Source organism: Capnocytophaga sp. oral taxon 380 str. F0488, from assembly GCF_000318255.2.
In the GTDB taxonomy this organism is placed as follows: Bacteria; Bacteroidota; Bacteroidia; order Flavobacteriales; family Flavobacteriaceae; genus Capnocytophaga; species Capnocytophaga ochracea.
In genome coordinates this window covers 258-15,671 of record NZ_KB291213.1, presented here as the reverse complement: position 1 = coordinate 15,671, position 15,414 = coordinate 258, and the positions used below count along the sequence as shown (strand labels likewise).

At 39.4% G+C, this 15,414-nt stretch carries 17 protein-coding genes; 13 read left to right on the top strand and 4 right to left on the bottom strand.

What is annotated here, in order from left to right:
• From HMPREF9078_RS12185 to HMPREF9078_RS07960, 12 genes are all read left to right on the top strand, one after another.
• On the top strand, positions 1 to 887 hold an 887-nt coding region (locus HMPREF9078_RS12185; RefSeq protein ID WP_009420203.1), incomplete at its 5' end, for a Spi family protease inhibitor.
• 60 nt (positions 888 to 947) lie between these two features.
• Positions 948 to 1,634 carry a C10 family peptidase gene (locus HMPREF9078_RS12180; protein ID WP_232305321.1) on the top strand — a complete coding sequence of 229 codons (687 nt, stop codon included), beginning with the start codon at positions 948 to 950 and terminating at the stop codon, positions 1,632 to 1,634.
• A 9-nt stretch (positions 1,635 to 1,643) separates the two neighbouring features.
• A complete protein-coding gene (locus HMPREF9078_RS08005; protein WP_009420201.1) occupies positions 1,644 to 2,099 on the top strand; it encodes a hypothetical protein in 456 nt (151 codons plus the stop codon).
• Between the two features lie 52 nt (positions 2,100 to 2,151).
• Entirely contained in the window at positions 2,152 to 2,679 is a 528-nt protein-coding gene (locus HMPREF9078_RS08000; protein WP_002675294.1) for a hypothetical protein, read from the top strand.
• Between the two features lie 283 nt (positions 2,680 to 2,962).
• Positions 2,963 to 3,619: a DUF2461 domain-containing protein gene (locus HMPREF9078_RS07995; RefSeq protein ID WP_009420199.1), complete on the top strand. Its 657-nt coding sequence runs from the start codon at positions 2,963 to 2,965 to the stop codon at positions 3,617 to 3,619.
• Positions 3,620 to 3,657: 38 nt separating this feature from the next.
• The gene (locus HMPREF9078_RS07990) at positions 3,658 to 4,029 is read left to right on the top strand and encodes a DUF2809 domain-containing protein (protein WP_009417662.1); all 372 of its coding nucleotides are present in this window, start codon (positions 3,658 to 3,660) and stop codon (positions 4,027 to 4,029) included.
• Between the two features lie 101 nt (positions 4,030 to 4,130).
• Positions 4,131 to 5,009 carry an NAD-dependent epimerase/dehydratase family protein gene (locus HMPREF9078_RS07985; RefSeq protein WP_009420198.1) on the top strand — a complete coding sequence of 293 codons (879 nt, stop codon included), beginning with the start codon at positions 4,131 to 4,133 and terminating at the stop codon, positions 5,007 to 5,009.
• The gene (locus HMPREF9078_RS07980; protein ID WP_009420197.1) at positions 5,006 to 6,094 is read left to right on the top strand and encodes a beta-ketoacyl synthase N-terminal-like domain-containing protein; all 1,089 of its coding nucleotides are present in this window, start codon (positions 5,006 to 5,008) and stop codon (positions 6,092 to 6,094) included. Before HMPREF9078_RS07985 ends, HMPREF9078_RS07980 begins: the two co-directional genes overlap by 4 nt.
• Positions 6,095 to 6,269: 175 nt before the next feature.
• On the top strand, positions 6,270 to 6,506 hold the full coding sequence (locus HMPREF9078_RS07975) for an acyl carrier protein (RefSeq protein ID WP_002675303.1): 237 nt from the start codon (positions 6,270 to 6,272) through the stop codon (positions 6,504 to 6,506).
• A 97-nt stretch (positions 6,507 to 6,603) separates the two neighbouring features.
• A complete protein-coding gene (gene fabF / locus HMPREF9078_RS07970; RefSeq protein ID WP_009417598.1) occupies positions 6,604 to 7,851 on the top strand; it encodes a beta-ketoacyl-ACP synthase II in 1,248 nt (415 codons plus the stop codon).
• 7 nt (positions 7,852 to 7,858) lie between these two features.
• Positions 7,859 to 8,617 carry a ribonuclease III gene (rnc, locus tag HMPREF9078_RS07965; protein ID WP_009420196.1) on the top strand — a complete coding sequence of 253 codons (759 nt, stop codon included), beginning with the start codon at positions 7,859 to 7,861 and terminating at the stop codon, positions 8,615 to 8,617.
• The gene (locus HMPREF9078_RS07960) at positions 8,614 to 9,117 is read left to right on the top strand and encodes a metallophosphoesterase family protein (RefSeq protein WP_009420195.1); all 504 of its coding nucleotides are present in this window, start codon (positions 8,614 to 8,616) and stop codon (positions 9,115 to 9,117) included. The genes rnc and HMPREF9078_RS07960 overlap by 4 nt, the downstream gene beginning before the upstream one ends.
• A 76-nt stretch (positions 9,118 to 9,193) precedes the next feature.
• On the opposite strand, the gene miaB is transcribed toward HMPREF9078_RS07960, so the two are convergent.
• Positions 9,194 to 10,642, bottom strand: a complete 1,449-nt coding sequence (gene miaB, locus HMPREF9078_RS07955; protein WP_034543309.1) for a tRNA (N6-isopentenyl adenosine(37)-C2)-methylthiotransferase MiaB — start codon at positions 10,640 to 10,642, stop codon at positions 9,194 to 9,196.
• 186 nt (positions 10,643 to 10,828) lie between these two features.
• On the opposite strand from miaB, the gene pgk reads away from it, so the two are divergent.
• Positions 10,829 to 12,019 (top strand): phosphoglycerate kinase, encoded by a 1,191-nt coding sequence (gene pgk, locus HMPREF9078_RS07950; RefSeq protein WP_009420193.1) that lies wholly within the window; start codon positions 10,829 to 10,831, stop codon positions 12,017 to 12,019.
• Between the two features lie 67 nt (positions 12,020 to 12,086).
• Here pgk and HMPREF9078_RS07945 read toward each other — a convergent pair whose 3' ends face one another.
• The 3 genes from HMPREF9078_RS07945 to HMPREF9078_RS07935 form a co-directional block, all read right to left on the bottom strand.
• Positions 12,087 to 14,378 carry an inorganic phosphate transporter gene (locus HMPREF9078_RS07945; protein WP_009420192.1) on the bottom strand — a complete coding sequence of 764 codons (2,292 nt, stop codon included), beginning with the start codon at positions 14,376 to 14,378 and terminating at the stop codon, positions 12,087 to 12,089.
• Between the two features lie 97 nt (positions 14,379 to 14,475).
• Complete coding sequence (locus HMPREF9078_RS07940; RefSeq protein ID WP_009420191.1) at positions 14,476 to 14,979, bottom strand: PIN domain-containing protein; 504 nt, start codon at positions 14,977 to 14,979, stop codon at positions 14,476 to 14,478.
• The gene (locus HMPREF9078_RS07935; RefSeq protein WP_009420190.1) at positions 14,976 to 15,245 is read right to left on the bottom strand and encodes a hypothetical protein; all 270 of its coding nucleotides are present in this window, start codon (positions 15,243 to 15,245) and stop codon (positions 14,976 to 14,978) included. Before HMPREF9078_RS07935 ends, HMPREF9078_RS07940 begins: the two co-directional genes overlap by 4 nt.
• Between the last annotated feature and the right edge of the window lie 169 nt (positions 15,246 to 15,414).

Below are 15,414 nucleotides of genomic sequence, written 5' to 3'. Positions count from 1 at the left end.
GACTCTTCTTTTCCTGCCAACGCGAAGAGGCAGAAGCCCCGTTCGCAACCGACACCGATATTTCAGTATTACCCAGTACTGAAACGAAGGCTTCCGACAACGGACTTTTAGGTTGGGTAGCTCTCACAGGGCAAACCCATATTTCGGCAGAAGAAGCCCAAGAAACTGCTCTCGCTACCGCTATGCAAATGCGTGAAGTAGAGGGTATTGTTACCAAAACTCCCTTAAAAATTGGCTCAATTGAAGTAGTAAAGGGCAACACTCGCAAGCCTTACGTACCTACCAAAGGCAATACAAAGCCCGAACAAGCCGATGTGTACATTGTAAACTTTGCCAACAACCAAGGGTATGTAATTACCTCAGCTGATAGGCGCGTTCCTGGCGTATTAGCCTATAATTCGTACGGTCATCTTGGCGACACTATTAGCAACCCAGGACAAGCAATACTTTTCAGCTATATGCAGGAGTACATAGAAGAACAACGTGCCGCTTTTGAAGCTAATAAAGAGAAACTGGCTATCCAAGCCGAAGAAGCTATCTTCAAACAGCTTTCTAAGGAACAACAAGAAAAGCTGATAGCTAAGGGATATTTTGATAAAGATGGTAAGAGGGTAAAAAGTAAGTACAATTTTGATTTAATACACGCTCTTTGTGATTTATCAGAGCCTGAGAGTAATAATAAAAAAAATGAAAATCCAGCAGACCATTATTTAGTAAAAGACAACGATAGGATATTTTATGGAGAATGGAAAACAGAATATGTAAAGGCACCCTTGTTAAAAACGCTATGGGGACAAAGTGGACTTTATAATGATAAAGTAGCTAAATATTGTGATGCAGATAAAGACCAGTCTCCTGTAGGTTGTGTAGCAACTGCTGTAGGATAATTATTAGCTTATCATAAAAAGCCAGCTGTTTTTAAAGGTAGAATAATGCATTGGGGCGATATGACTAAAATAGATAGTGGAGATATGTTCTCTAGTATTTATAGTCATAACGTAGGGGATAACGCTACTTTTAGAGAGGATATTCAACATCTTTTAGCACACTTGGGGGATAGTGGTTTATTAGCAATGAACTATGGTTGTATAGCTGATGGTGGTAGCGGTTCAAATAGAGCCTTAGAAGCTTTACATAGCTTAGGGTATAATAATGCTTTGTTGATGCCTTATAACGTAGATCAAGTTGTTTCTGAGATAAGAAATAATAGACCAATCTATATACAAGGATATTCTTATGAAATATCTCATACCTATACTACAGGTTGGTGGTTTTGGAAAAAATCTCAGACAAGATATAGTTATAAAGAAGGACACGCTTGGGTTTTAGATGGTTATGTACTAAGAAAAAGAAAAATAACTGAATATTATATTAATTGTCCTTCTTCAGAAGAAGTAAAGATTGTAAATGATGAAAAAATAGAATTAATACATAACAATTTTGGCTGGGGGGATTCTAATGATGGAACTAAATATGGTGTATCAGGATTAGATGGTTTTTATGCAAATGGCACTGGATGGTATCATATAAGTATTTTTAATACTAAAGGGAATAAAGAATCTTCAAATACTTATAAGTCAGGAACTCCTATGAATTTCCAATATAATAAATGTATCATAACTAATATTTACTAAGTAATAAATATGAAAAAAATATTATTCTTTACAGTGCTACTCGTTGTAATAGCTTGTAATAAAAACACAAAAGAGAATGAAGAACCTCCTATTTGTTGCTCTCCTCCTCCTTTTTTTCGCTTGTTCATAGCTAAATCTGCTCCTGAGTATCAAGATTTTTTGAACAATAAAGGGGAAGGTGATAGAGATAATGTGTATTTCTACCAAATTGTAGAAGATGGTACGGAAAAAAAATATCTCACAACGCTATCTACCGATATTCCAAAGAATAAAGAATATGCTTTAGTAGCTATGGTAGACGGAATAATTCTATACACAGGAAAGATAGAAACTCTTTACCTTAAAAATAAGACTAAAACCTACAAAATAGAGTTTTTAGGTACTATTGGAGAATGCTGTTCTGCTCATTTCCAAGAAATGTACATAGATGGAATTAAAAACAACGATTTTATCTTAGTGAAATAACCTTAGCCCTTTGGCAGAGGATTCTCTGCCAAAGGGTAAAAAAATAATCAATATGAGAAAGTTTTTACTCTTTATTCTATTGCTTTTTGCATTGCAAATAAGTGCTCAAGAAGCCTATACCAAAGGCGATGTATTTATTGATGTGCAAACAGGTGCTTCGTTTATAGGAGGTATTATAGGCGGAGGGGTACACTATGGGGCTACGCCTCGCTTCTCGGTGGGAGCAAACTTTTCTAACCAGAGTTTTAATCTTAAAAGTAAATACGAAACTGCTTACGTACCTGAGCTCAGTGTGGACTTCCATTTTGACCATCGTATGACTACCGATTGGTATACAGGGCTTTCAATAGGGCATTGTTTTTGGCAAAGCGATACTCCTGACGGACATAGTTCAGGTGGTTGTGATAGTTCTTCCGATCCTATACCTGAAAAATTCAGAAGAGAACACCCCAATAATTTTGTATTGTGGAATGCACATTTAGGTTTTCGCTATTTCATCTTCAAAAACGTAGGACTTAACGGACAAGTGGCTTTTGGGAATACTCTTTCATTTAAAGTGGGGGTAAGTGTGAAAATCTGAAAATTTTAAGACTTTTTATATATAGGGTAGATATGCTTAGCTTATAGGAAGCTTGAACGAATCTTGGAAGATAGGTATACAAAGGCTATATAAAATATTGATTTTCACACTTTTATAAGTTTAAAAATTTTAAGGGAAAACTATATGATTTCTTAATTTTAGTAAAAATCTCTAAACTAAAAAATCGTTATTTAATTGTCTTCTATTTACAATTATTTACTATCTTTGCACTTCTAACAACAAAGATATCCTTATTGATTATTTGTCATTTGTAATTAGTATTATGATTTTTTCTTTTCTTACAGACCTTGCTAAAAACAATAATAAAGAGTGGTTCGATGCTCATAAGGAGGCTTATGAATGTGCTAAATTAGAAGCTACATTGCTTTTCAATTATATTTATACTGGGCTTGCTGAGCACGACACCCTTGCGCCACTGAAAATATACCGCATCTATCGCGATTTGCGCTTTTCTAAAGACAAAACACCTTACAAGACGCACTTCGGTTGCTATATACAACGCAAACAACCGCATTACCGCGGTGGGTATTACGTGCATATTAGTCCGCAAGAGACCTTTATAGGGGGAGGTTTTTTCGACCCTAACAAAGAAGATTTATTGCGTATGCGTCAGGAAATTTCTCTCAATGCTGAGGATTTTCAAAAAGTGATGAATAGTGAGGGGATAAAGAAAGAATTTGACGGGAAACTATGGGGTGACGAGGTAAAGACTGCCCCCAAAGGTTTTGAGAAAGACGACCCGATGATTGCCTATTTGCGCAAAAAGCAGTTTCTCTTAAAACACGACTATACACGACAAGAAGCTACAGCGAAGGACTTTGATAAGAAAGTAGTGCAGGGACTTTTGGCAATGCGCCCGTTTTTAGACTTTATGACGGAAGCTTTGACGACGGATTTGAATGGAGAAAGTTTGTTTTAGCTAAGAGGTAAAGCCAGCGACAGCTAGGTAAGTGTGATATGAAACTAACATTTAACAAAAAGTACTTTATATGGGCGTTGGCACTGTTGGGGGCAGAACTGCTTATTGCGACAGTGTTTAGCAGTATGGGCTTTATCAGAGGCTATATAGGCGATGTACTGGTGGTGATATTGCTGTACTACTTAGTGCTTTCGTTCGTGAAAGTGAAGCATAAGGATAAACTCATCTGGGGTATATTTGCCTTTGCGGTAGCCGTAGAAGTGATGCAGTACTTGGGTGTGGCTACTTATTTGGGCTTCACGAGAGGAAGCTTGGGGTATATCCTCTTAGGCAATCACTTTTCGTGGGCAGATGTGGTGTGTTACGCCATTGGTTGTCTTATTTTGCAATTCACAAGTAAGAATAAATAAAATGAGGGTGAAAGGTTATTTCGCCCCTACATAATGTAACGCAAAGCAATTGTAAAATCGGGATAGTATTATATTGAACTAAGGTTGTATTATTAGGATAAATGAAGAAAATATTAGTAACCGGAGGAGCAGGATTTGTAGGTTCTAACCTTTGTGAAGCTCTTGCCAAAGACCCTAACAACGAGGTCTATTCGTTAGACAATTATTTCACCGGTAAGCGTGAAAATCACGTAGAAGGGGTGCAATATATCGAAGGAAGTACCGAACATATCTTCGAGCTTATCAGTTTTTCACCTGATATTATTTATCACTTAGGTGAATACTCACGGGTGGAACAGAGTTTTGAGGATATTGACAAGGTATTGTTGTTTAACAAAATAGGTACGCTCAAAGTATTGGAGTTTTGTCGCAAACACGGGGCTAAACTCGTGTATGCGGGTAGTAGCACCAAGTTTGGTGACGGGGGTTTAGGGAAAGACCAAAGTCCGTATGCTTGGAGCAAATCGTCGAATACAGAGCTTATCAAGAACTACGGTATGTGGTATGGGCTCAACTATGCTATTGTGTATTTCTACAATGTTTATGGCAAAGGAGAAGTTGGCACGGGAAAATATGCGACGCTTATAGCACTCTTTATAGAGAAGATGAAGAAAGGAGAGCCTCTCACGGTAGTAGCCCCAGGTACTCAACAGCGCAATTTTACGCATATAGATGATATAGTAGCGGGCTTACTCTTGGTAGGTGAAAAAGGTAAAGGCGACGGTTATGGTATTGGCAGTCCGGAGACTTATACAGTTTTAGAAATCGCTCAGCTCTTTGGAGGCGAGATACAAATGCTACCGGAGCGCAAAGGTAACCGTATGACTGCTGAAGTTATTACCCAAAAAACAGAAGCTTTGGGCTGGCAAGCGAAGAAGCATATTAAAGAATATATAGAACTATTGTCAATTGATAATCAACAATTAGTAAGCGGGAAATGAAAATAGCTATTACAGGGGCGAGTACCCTCGCAGCTGAGGCACTCTCTCTTTACAATAATATCCCACAAGGGCGACTTTCTGACCGTGACCAAAAACTTATAGAACAACTCAGAGCTTCTAATTCTGCTTATGAGCCCTTAGACCCCACCGTTCTTTATGCCTTACATACTGCACGAAGAGCTGTTGCGCAAGCAGGGTGGCAAGGAGTTCGTTTTGGTATCAATATAGGGTCGTCGCGAGGAGCAACAATGTTGTTTGAACAGCATTTTAGTCATTTTCTGAAAGAAGGCAGTTGCCAAACCTTAGCTTCGCCTACTACTACTTTAGGCAATATCAGCACTTGGGTAGCGCAGGATTTAAGCAATGAGGGTTTTGAGCTCTCACATTCTATTACTTGCTCTACCGCTTTACACGGCGTTGCCAATGCCATTGCGTGGCTCGAAAGTGGTATGGAAGACCGCTTCTTGGTAGGTGGTAGCGAGGCACCTCTTACCCCTTTTACTATTGCACAAGTGAAAGCTCTGAAAATATACAGTAGTCTGCCCTTGCCTTATCCTTGCAGGGCAATGGATATGAGCAAAAAACAAAGTACTATGGTGTTAGGGGAGGGGGCAGGTTGTTTCTGTTTAGAAAAAGGAGAACGTGCTAATGCCTTAGCCTATATCGTAGGAATAGGCTTTGCCACTGAAAAACTTACCCATAGCGTATCGCTCTCTAAAAACGGACAGTGCTTACAAGAAGCTATGCGTCGTGCTTTGACAAGTGCTGGGAACCCCAAAATAGATGTGATTGTAACCCATTGTACTGGTACTATCAAAGGTGATCAAGCTGAACTCAACGCTATAGAAGCGGTTTTTGGTGAAGAAAAACCTCTACTCACCAATAATAAATGGCAACACGGACATACCTATGGGGCGAGTGGAGCACTCAACCTCGCAATGGCAATACGAATGTTACAGAATAACCGTTTCGAAGGGGTGCCTTACCTTAGTTATCCTGAATCTGTACCCGATAAACCCGAACATATATTAATTAATGCCGTAGGATTTGGCGGAAATGGAATAAGTGTGATAGTAAAAAAGTGAAAAAAGCAAAGTAAAAAGTAGAATATTTATAAAATGATAAATCTATGATAATAAGTAGGTTTGTACTTTTTAAAAGTAAAAAATAAGAATATTTGTACGAAAAAGATTGTGTTTCAAAAAAAAAGTGTTACTTTTGCCGGCAGTAATTATTATCAAATTATAAAAAAAGAAAATTATGTCAGACATTGCATCAAGAGTTAAAGCCATTATCGTTGATAAATTAGGCGTAGACGAAAATGAAGTAACCGCAGAAGCGAGCTTCACTAACGACTTAGGAGCTGATTCATTAGACACTGTTGAATTGATTATGGAGTTTGAAAAAGAATTTGATATTCAAATTCCAGATGACCAAGCTGAAAACATTGCAACTGTAGGTCAAGCAATCAAATATATTGAAGACGCTAAACAATAATTGGCTCATAGGCAGTAGGCTATCAGCGTATATACTTGGTAGCTTACTGCTTAATGCTTTTTGCTCTAAACCTAAATGCTAAAAAGTTGAAACTAATATGGAGAAAAGACGTGTTGTAGTTACAGGTATAGGGGCTCTTACCCCTATAGGTAATACCGCCCAAGAGTTTTGGGAAGGACTCGTAGCCGGCAAGAGCGGTGCTGCGCCTATTACCCATTTCGATGCTTCAAAGTTTAAGACAAAGTTTGCTTGCGAAGTAAAAAACTTTAATGTCGAGGATTTTATAGACAAAAAAGAAGCACGTAAGCTCGATAAATTTGCTCAATATGCCTTAGTGGTTGCTGATGAAGCCGTAAAAGATGCTCATCTTGATATGGATACGCTTGATAAAGACCGCATAGGGGTAATTTGGGGCTCAGGTATTGGGGGGTTAGAAACTTTCCAAAATGAGGTAATCAACTTCAACGAAGGCGATGGTACGCCACGCTTTAATCCATTCTTTATACCTAAAATGATAGCTGATATCGCAGCAGGTGTGATTTCTATACGCTATGGTTTTAGGGGTCCTAACTTCACTACAGTCTCAGCGTGTGCCTCTGCAGCTAATGCTATGATAGATGCGTTAAACTACATTCGTTTTGGCTATGCTGATATGATGGTATCAGGTGGCTCGGAAGCAGCGGTTACTATTGCTGGAATCGGTGGTTTCAACGCCTTGCACGCTCTTTCTACTTTCAATGAAGACCCTGCCAAAGCTTCTCGTCCGTTTGATGCCAATCGCGATGGTTTTGTATTAGGCGAAGGAGCAGGAGCGGTAGTGCTTGAGGAGTACAATCACGCAGTGGCTCGTGGAGCTACTATCTACTGCGAATTAGCAGGAGGAGGTCTCTCTGCTGATGCTTACCATATGACGGCACCTCACCCTGAAGGGCTTGGTGCTAAAAACGTGATGATTAACTGTCTTAAAGACGCAGGAGTATCAGTGAACGAAGTAGATGCTATCAATATGCACGGTACATCTACTCCATTAGGAGACATCGCTGAATCTAAGGCAGTATTAGATGTATTTGGTGAGCACGCCTACGATATCAATATTAACTCTACTAAATCGATGACGGGGCACTTGCTCGGAGCTGCGGGAGCGATAGAAGCAGTAGCGTCTATTCTCGCTATCAAACACAGCATCGTTCCTCCTACCATCAACTTTGAACACCCCGATGAAAAAATAGATCAACGTCTGAACTTCACCTTCAACAAAGCGCAACACCGCGACGTGAAAGTAGCGATGAGCAACACCTTTGGTTTCGGTGGACACAATGCGTGCTTATTATTCAAAAAGATATAAACTATAAGTGTTCGGCTTAAAGAAAATATTAACTTTTCCCCGTCTTATTCCTAAGAAGAAAGACGGGATTTTTTATACTAAAATCAAAGAGCTTTTAGGATTTCCTCCTAAAAACTTATCGTATTACAGCGAGGCTTTTACACACCCTTCTTACCAATTCCAAAAAGCGACGCGTAAGAGCTATGAGCGCCTTGAATTTCTGGGTGATGCGATTCTTGGCGCCGTGATAGCCGACTATATTTTCACCAATGCTCCTGAACAAGATGAAGGCTATCTTACCAAAATGCGCTCTAAAATTGTAGAACGTCGCAATCTTAACCAGCTCGGTAAGGATATGGGGCTCTTGGACTTCTTGCGCACTAAACTCACTCCGAGACAATTAGGTAATAATATCACTGGTAACCTCTTCGAGGCACTTATAGGAGCAATTTATTTAGACAGAGGTTATAAGGCTTGTTTTAAGTTCATTGAGCGTGAGCTCATTTTGCCGTATATCAACATCAAGAATCTGGAAGGAAAGGTTATTAGCCATAAGAGCTTGTTAATAGAATGGTGTCAAAAACATAAGTTAGACTTTGCTTTTGAGGCTGAAGAAGATATAGAAGATTGTTCTGAGACTAAGTTTTTCGTTGCTAAAGTGCACGTACAAGGCTTTTCGGTAACTCGGGCGCGTTCTACGTCTAAGAAAAAAGCTGAAGAGATTGCTGCCAAACGCGCTTGTTACAAGATTCAGGGTAAACAACATCATAAATTAGATGTACAATGAAAATCCTTCTTCTCTCCGATACCCATTCGTATATAGACGATCGTATATTGCACTACGCCAGCGAGGCAGACGAAGTGTGGCATTGTGGCGATTTTGGTAACTTGGCAGTGATAGAGGCGTTGCAAGCCGTAAAACCTTTGCGTGGGGTTTATGGTAATATCGATGGCATAGAGATACGGCATCAGTTCCCTGAAGTAAATCGGTTTGCTTGTGAGGGTGTAGAGGTACTGATGATACACATAGGGGGTTACCCTAATAAATACAGTCCGTTGGCAAAACAAGAAATCCTAAGCTGCTCTCCTAAACTCTTCATTTCGGGGCATTCACATATTCTAAAAGTACAATACGATAAACAGTTTCAGTTGCTACACCTCAATCCAGGAGCTGCTGGTCTTTATGGTTGGCAAACCGTGCGTACGATGCTTCGTTTTGAGATAGAAGCAGGAGAGATTAAGAATTTAGAGATTATAGAGTTAGCTCGTAACGCAACAGGTAATTAAGTTGCTAATATTATCACAACTAAAAGTAATATAAAATAGGCTGTCCCTTAACCAGGCAGCCTATTTTGTTTCTTCTCTATTGTCTTTCATTACTAATTTTCACTGCTTTTCCTATTAGGGTAGTAGAAGTACAATCTGTAATTTTTACCATTACAAAATCGCCTATTTTATAATCTTCTTTTGGGAATACTACTACGGTATTCTGACTATTGCGCCCCATCCACTCTTTATCCGATTTTTTAGAGTTTCCCTCTATAAGCACTTCTACCGTTTTGCCTATTTGTGCTTGAGTGCGGTACAAGCTGTGTTTCTGTTGCAGGTCGATAATCTCAGCAAGACGGCGTTTCTTCACTTCTTCGGGTACATCATCTTCTATTTTGCGTGCTGCTAACGTGCCAGGACGCTCCGAATAAGCAAACATAAACCCAAAATCATACTTCACATATTCCATTAGCGAAAGCGTATCTTGGTGGTCTTCTTCAGTTTCGGTGGGGAAACCAGCAATCATATCCTGCGAAATAGCACACTCAGGAATGCGTTCGCGTATGCTGTCTATCAGCGCAAAATATTCTTCGCGAGTATGAAGGCGGTTCATCGCTTTCAAGATGCGATTGCTACCGCTCTGTACGGGCAGGTGGATATACTTGCAGATGTTAGGGTGTTTTGCCATCGTATCAATCACATCGAGGGTCATATCCTGCGGATTGGAGGTAGAAAAGCGGATGCGCATTTCAGGCTGAGCTGTTGCCACCATATCGAGCAGTTTAGCAAAGTTGATAGCGGTGGCTTGTTGCATCTCACTTGCTTTGCTGAAATCCTTTTTGAGTCCGCCGCCATACCATAAGTAACTATCTACATTTTGCCCCAAGAGAGTAACCTCTTTAAAGCCGCGCGCTTGGAGGTCGGCTATTTCGTTGAGGATAGAATAAGGGTCGCGACTGCGTTCACGTCCGCGAGTAAAAGGTACAATGCAGAAAGTACACATATTGTCACAACCGCGCGTAATCGACACAAAAGCTGTTACACCGTTGCTATTGAGACGGATAGGCGTAATATCGGCATAGGTTTCGTCCTTAGAGAGAATCACATTTACCGCTTCACGACCTTCTTCCACTTCTTCAAGTAGGTTAGGTAAATCCTTATAAGCATCAGGACCTACCACCATATCCACTATTTTTTCTTCTTCGAGGAAGGAGTGTTTTACCCTTTCGGCCATACAGCCCAATACGCCCACTTTCATAGCGGGTTTCTTGCGTTTGTACACATTAAACTGCTCCAAACGCTTGCGAATGGTCTGTTCTGCCTTTTCGCGTACCGAGCAGGTGTTGATAAGTACCAAATCGGCTTCGTCAATAGTGTCGGTAGTATTATATCCCGCTTTGGAGAGAATAGAAGCTACGATTTCACTGTCGGAGAAGTTCATTTGGCAACCATAACTCTCGATATATAGTTTTTTGGAATTGTTATTATCAGCTTGTAAAACAAGGCTTTGTCCTTGTTTACTTTCGTCTATTTCTTTAGCCATAGAGGTTTTCTTACTTAATTGAGGGCGCAAAGATAAAGATAATTTGGCAATTAGCCAATTTGTCAGTTCGCCAATTCTACTATCAAGGGCAATTGGTGAAATAAAATTATTGTCAAAAAGTTTTGTGTATATCACTTTTTTGTTGTACCTTTGAGGCTTGAATAAAATTATTGTAGTTTTAGATATATGAAAACCATAGACAATTTTAATTTTGCGGGCAAGAAAGCCCTTATTCGCGTGGACTTTAATGTGCCATTGGACGAAAATTTTAAAGTAACTGATAACACTCGTATTGAGGCTGCAAAACCTACTATCGAGAAAATCCTCAAAGATGGAGGAACCGCAGTACTTATGAGCCACTTAGGTCGCCCAAAAGGGGAACGCAACGACAAGTATTCTTTGCGTCACATCGTAAGTGAAGTGGAAAAAGTATTAGGTAAAAAAGTGATTTTTGTAGATGATTGCGTAGGTGAAGTAGCCGAAAAAGCGGTAGCAACTGCTCCTGCTGGTAGTGTGGTATTACTTGAAAACTTGCGTTTTCATAACGAAGAAGAAAAAGGAGATGAAGCATTCTCTAAACAGCTTGCTAAACTCGGCGATATCTATGTGAACGACGCTTTTGGTACCGCTCACCGCGCTCACGCTTCGACTACTATTGTAGCGAAATTCTTCCCTAACCACAAATGCTTTGGTTACCTCCTCGCTAAGGAGATTGAAAGTATTGATAAAGTGATGAAAAACGGTGAAAAGCCTGTAACTGCTATCCTTGGTGGTTCAAAAGTTTCTTCTAAAATCACTATTATCGAAAATATCTTAGATAAAGTGAACCACCTTATCATAGGTGGGGGTATGGCTTATACTTTCATCAAAGCACAAGGCGGAAAAGTAGGTAGTTCTATCTGCGAAGACGATAAACTTGACCTTGCACTCGATATCCTTGCCAAAGCCAAAGCTAAAGGAGTAGAAGTACACTTGCCTATAGACGTAGTAGCAGCTGACGCTTTCGATAACAACGCCAAAACACAAGTAGTACCTGTAAATGCTATTCCCGATGGTTGGGAAGGATTGGATGCAGGACCTAAGACTCTTGAAAATATCAAATCGGTATTGCTTAAATCGAAAACTATTTTGTGGAATGGTCCTATCGGAGTATTTGAAATGCCTAACTTTGCTAAAGGTACCATTGCCGTAGGTGATTACGTGGCTGAAGCTACTAAAAAAGGAGCTTTCTCACTCGTAGGAGGTGGCGACTCGGTAGCTGCTGTAAAACAATTTGGTTTTGAGCATAAAGTAAGTTATGTTTCTACCGGTGGTGGAGCGATGCTTGAAAGCCTTGAAGGATTGGTACTCCCTGGTATTGCAGCTATTAACGAATAGTTAAAATATAGAAAAAGAAAAAGAGGTAACTAAGAATTAACTTAGTTGCCTCTTTTTTATTTCTTCATTATTTCTTCCCTGTTACTTGGGTGATAAGGTTCATTTTCTTCTTCTTATTTTGCTGTTTTTGGTATTCATCGAACTGCATTAGCAGGTTGTTATTAGCACGGATAAGCGCATTGGTTTCTAATAAAATACTAAAATATAATTTAGTAGTTTTATGACTGGTTTCGGTAGTGCGAATACGGTCGATTTGTTTTTGTACCATCTTTGACACTTCGTTTTTCAACACCTTACAATCTTCGAAAATTATGTGTAACTTGTTATAGTCTGAACCTTTGAATATTTCGGCTTCTGCCTTAAACACATCTTCCATCTTATCGGAAATGTATTTTAAGTCACGTAGCTGATTAAATTTTAGGTTCTTGTGATTGTTGTTTACGTGTTCATAACTATTGAGTGTGATAGCCGTGAGACATTGTGCCATATCCTGCAAACAGTCCAAAATAAGGATATAAAACTTGCTGGACGCCACCGAACTTTCATTCAGCGATTTGATAAAGTAGTATACATTACCTTTCAGCTCATCGAGTTCTTTTTCGAGCTTTTTAGCATTCTTTTTGTTTTTGGTGAGTTTGCCTAAATCTTGAGTACCGAGATTCTTCACCACTTTGCTATAAAGCTGGTCGATGCGGAAAATCGTTTCGGATACATAGTTAGAGCTTTCTTTGATGACACCGCCAATGGTAGCCAAGTCGGCACGCTCAAAGCGTTTGCCTTGTGCTTTGGCTTTCTGTTTATTGCGGTAGATAATTGCGTTGCGAATGAGCACAAAGCCCACTACCATTATCATCACAATAAGTCCAATCACGCTTCCGTAATACAATATGCCTGCTACTAAAAATGCCCCGATAAAGGCAACAATAGCCGTTAAAAACCAACCGCCGATTACGTTCAGTACCCCTGCCACGCGATATACAGCACTATCGCGCCCCCAAGCTCTATCAGCTAGGGAAGAACCCATTGCCACCATAAAGGTTACATAAGTAGTAGAAAGTGGGAGCTTAAAGGAAGTACCAATGGCAATCAAACTACTGGATACCACGAGGTTGATAGCAGCACGCACGAGGTCGAAAGCAGGGAGGTCTTCTTCTTTTACATTAGGGTCAGGTTCAGGTTTTTCAAAACGGTGGTCTATTTTGTTGCTAATCGATTTTGGCATTATGAAGTTCACGGCATTGGCACAAATCACTGTAATACGTACCAAGAATCGCGATAAGAAGTTAGAAGAAAACTTCTCTTCACCTCCTTCGTTTTGACGAGATAGATTGACGCCTGTATCAATCACGTGACGTGCTTTTTTGGAAAACCAAAGGGTGAGAATCATCACAAAACCTGTGAACAATAGCAATGCAGTAGGAGTAGAGATTTGCCCATCGGCTAAAGCACCCATTAACAAGCCGTCGTGAGCTACTCCTGAATTATGCCATATATCATACGACTGATAAGCTGCTACCGGTACCCCTATGAAGTTCACTAAGTCGTTACCCGCAAAAGCCATTGCCAAAGCAAAAGTACCGCTGAGGATAATTACCCTAAAAATATTTACTTTCATACGGATAAGCACTTGTGAGAGCACCGAATAGAAAATAAAACAGCCAATGAGTAGCGGCACTATATTCGTGTCTATCCACGCAATGGCTTCTTTAGGAATGAAAGCGACGTCTTTGAGTCCTTTAAAGATAATGAAGTAGGAAAGCCCTGTAAGCGAGAGCCCGCCGAACACACCTCCTACATATTTTACATTTTCTTGATATTTAAATGAGAATACTAATCGGGCTAAATATTGCACAATCGTACCGACAGTAAAGGCGATGGCTACCGAGGTGAAAATACCGGTGATAATTTTGCCTGCTTCGCTTGTATTGATATAGTTGAAAGCGTTAAAAAGCGATTCGTCACTCATAAACGTTTTGATAGTGGCGACACACATCGCAGCGCCCAAGAGTTCGAATACGATAGAAACGGTTGTGGAAGTAGGTAGACCGATAGAGTTGAAGAGGTCGAAGAGGAGGATATCGGCAAGAATAACCGACATAAAGATAACCATTACCTCATCGAAATAGAAGAGCTGAGGGTTAAAGATGCCTTTACGTGCGATTTCCATCATTCCGCTAGAAAAGACGGCACCAATGGCTACCCCCACGCTGGCGACTATCATAATGGTGCGAATGGTGGCTACTTTGGAGCCTACGGCAGAGTTAAGAAAGTTAGCTGCATCGTTACTCACACCCACCACCAAATCGATAACGGCGAGCACCAAGAACACGAACAGCATAAAGATGTACACCTGTTCCATAACACTATATCAGTTTTATGGGGCAAAGATATGAATAATTTGTCAATTAGACAATTTGCTGATTAGTAAATTTAAGAGGAGGTTTATTGATGTTTTCTTAGTTATATAAATATGAGGAACTAAGGTTATTTTTATTTTGAGAATCTTTTGGTAGAGGATATACTTTTTTATAGATATTGGCTTTTAATTCTTGTGTAGAAATACATATATCGTAGCCCATTTCTTTTAATCTTTTAGAAAGGATGTTGTCACAAGTCCATATTTTATGTCCCTTTTCAAAGTGTAAAGCTATAAAAAGATAATCATCGGGATCTATATTTTTGGCTATTTTACTTGCTTTGTCTCTATTTTGTTTTTTTATATCTTTTAATTCGTAGAAAGTAATGTTTTGGGTAAATTCTTTCAATAAAGCGTTTGCCTTTCTTTTAGTGAGAAGGTTGTCTTTCATAATTTCGGGCAAATGTTCTTTAACTTCTTCTAATAGAAAAGAGGGGGCTATAAATTGTAACTTATTCTTCTTGTTTTTAAGAATAGAGGCTATTACGCCATTAGGGGTGTAAAAGCAACTGAAAATGATATTGGAGTCGGAAATGACTATCATATTTTATGCTTTTTTTCTTCTTTGGCGATAGCTGCTTCCCAACGTTTGGTCATATTGCGATTTGCTTGTTTTGACATAGCCATTATTTTATCTTTAAATTTTAGAGGGATGCCGTTTTCATCTTCCTCTAAAACTTCGGAAGTAACTGTTGCATTTTTTTTGGATTCTTTTTTCTTAGTAACTTTCACAAAGTCAAGAGTCTTAAGGTAATTTATTACCTCTAAGGCTTCAGGATTATTGCTGTTTATAGTTGCTATGTAAGACATAATGTTTAAGTATTTTTTATTTGTATGAGGCAAAGGTAGTAATAAATTAGGAGACTAGCAAAAAATGAGTTAGGTTTTACTAATTGGGGGTTGGTAATTGGATTTTTTGGAGTATCATAAGATACCGAAAGATAACGGAAGAGAGCTGAGAGAGGTTTTGGTGAAAAAA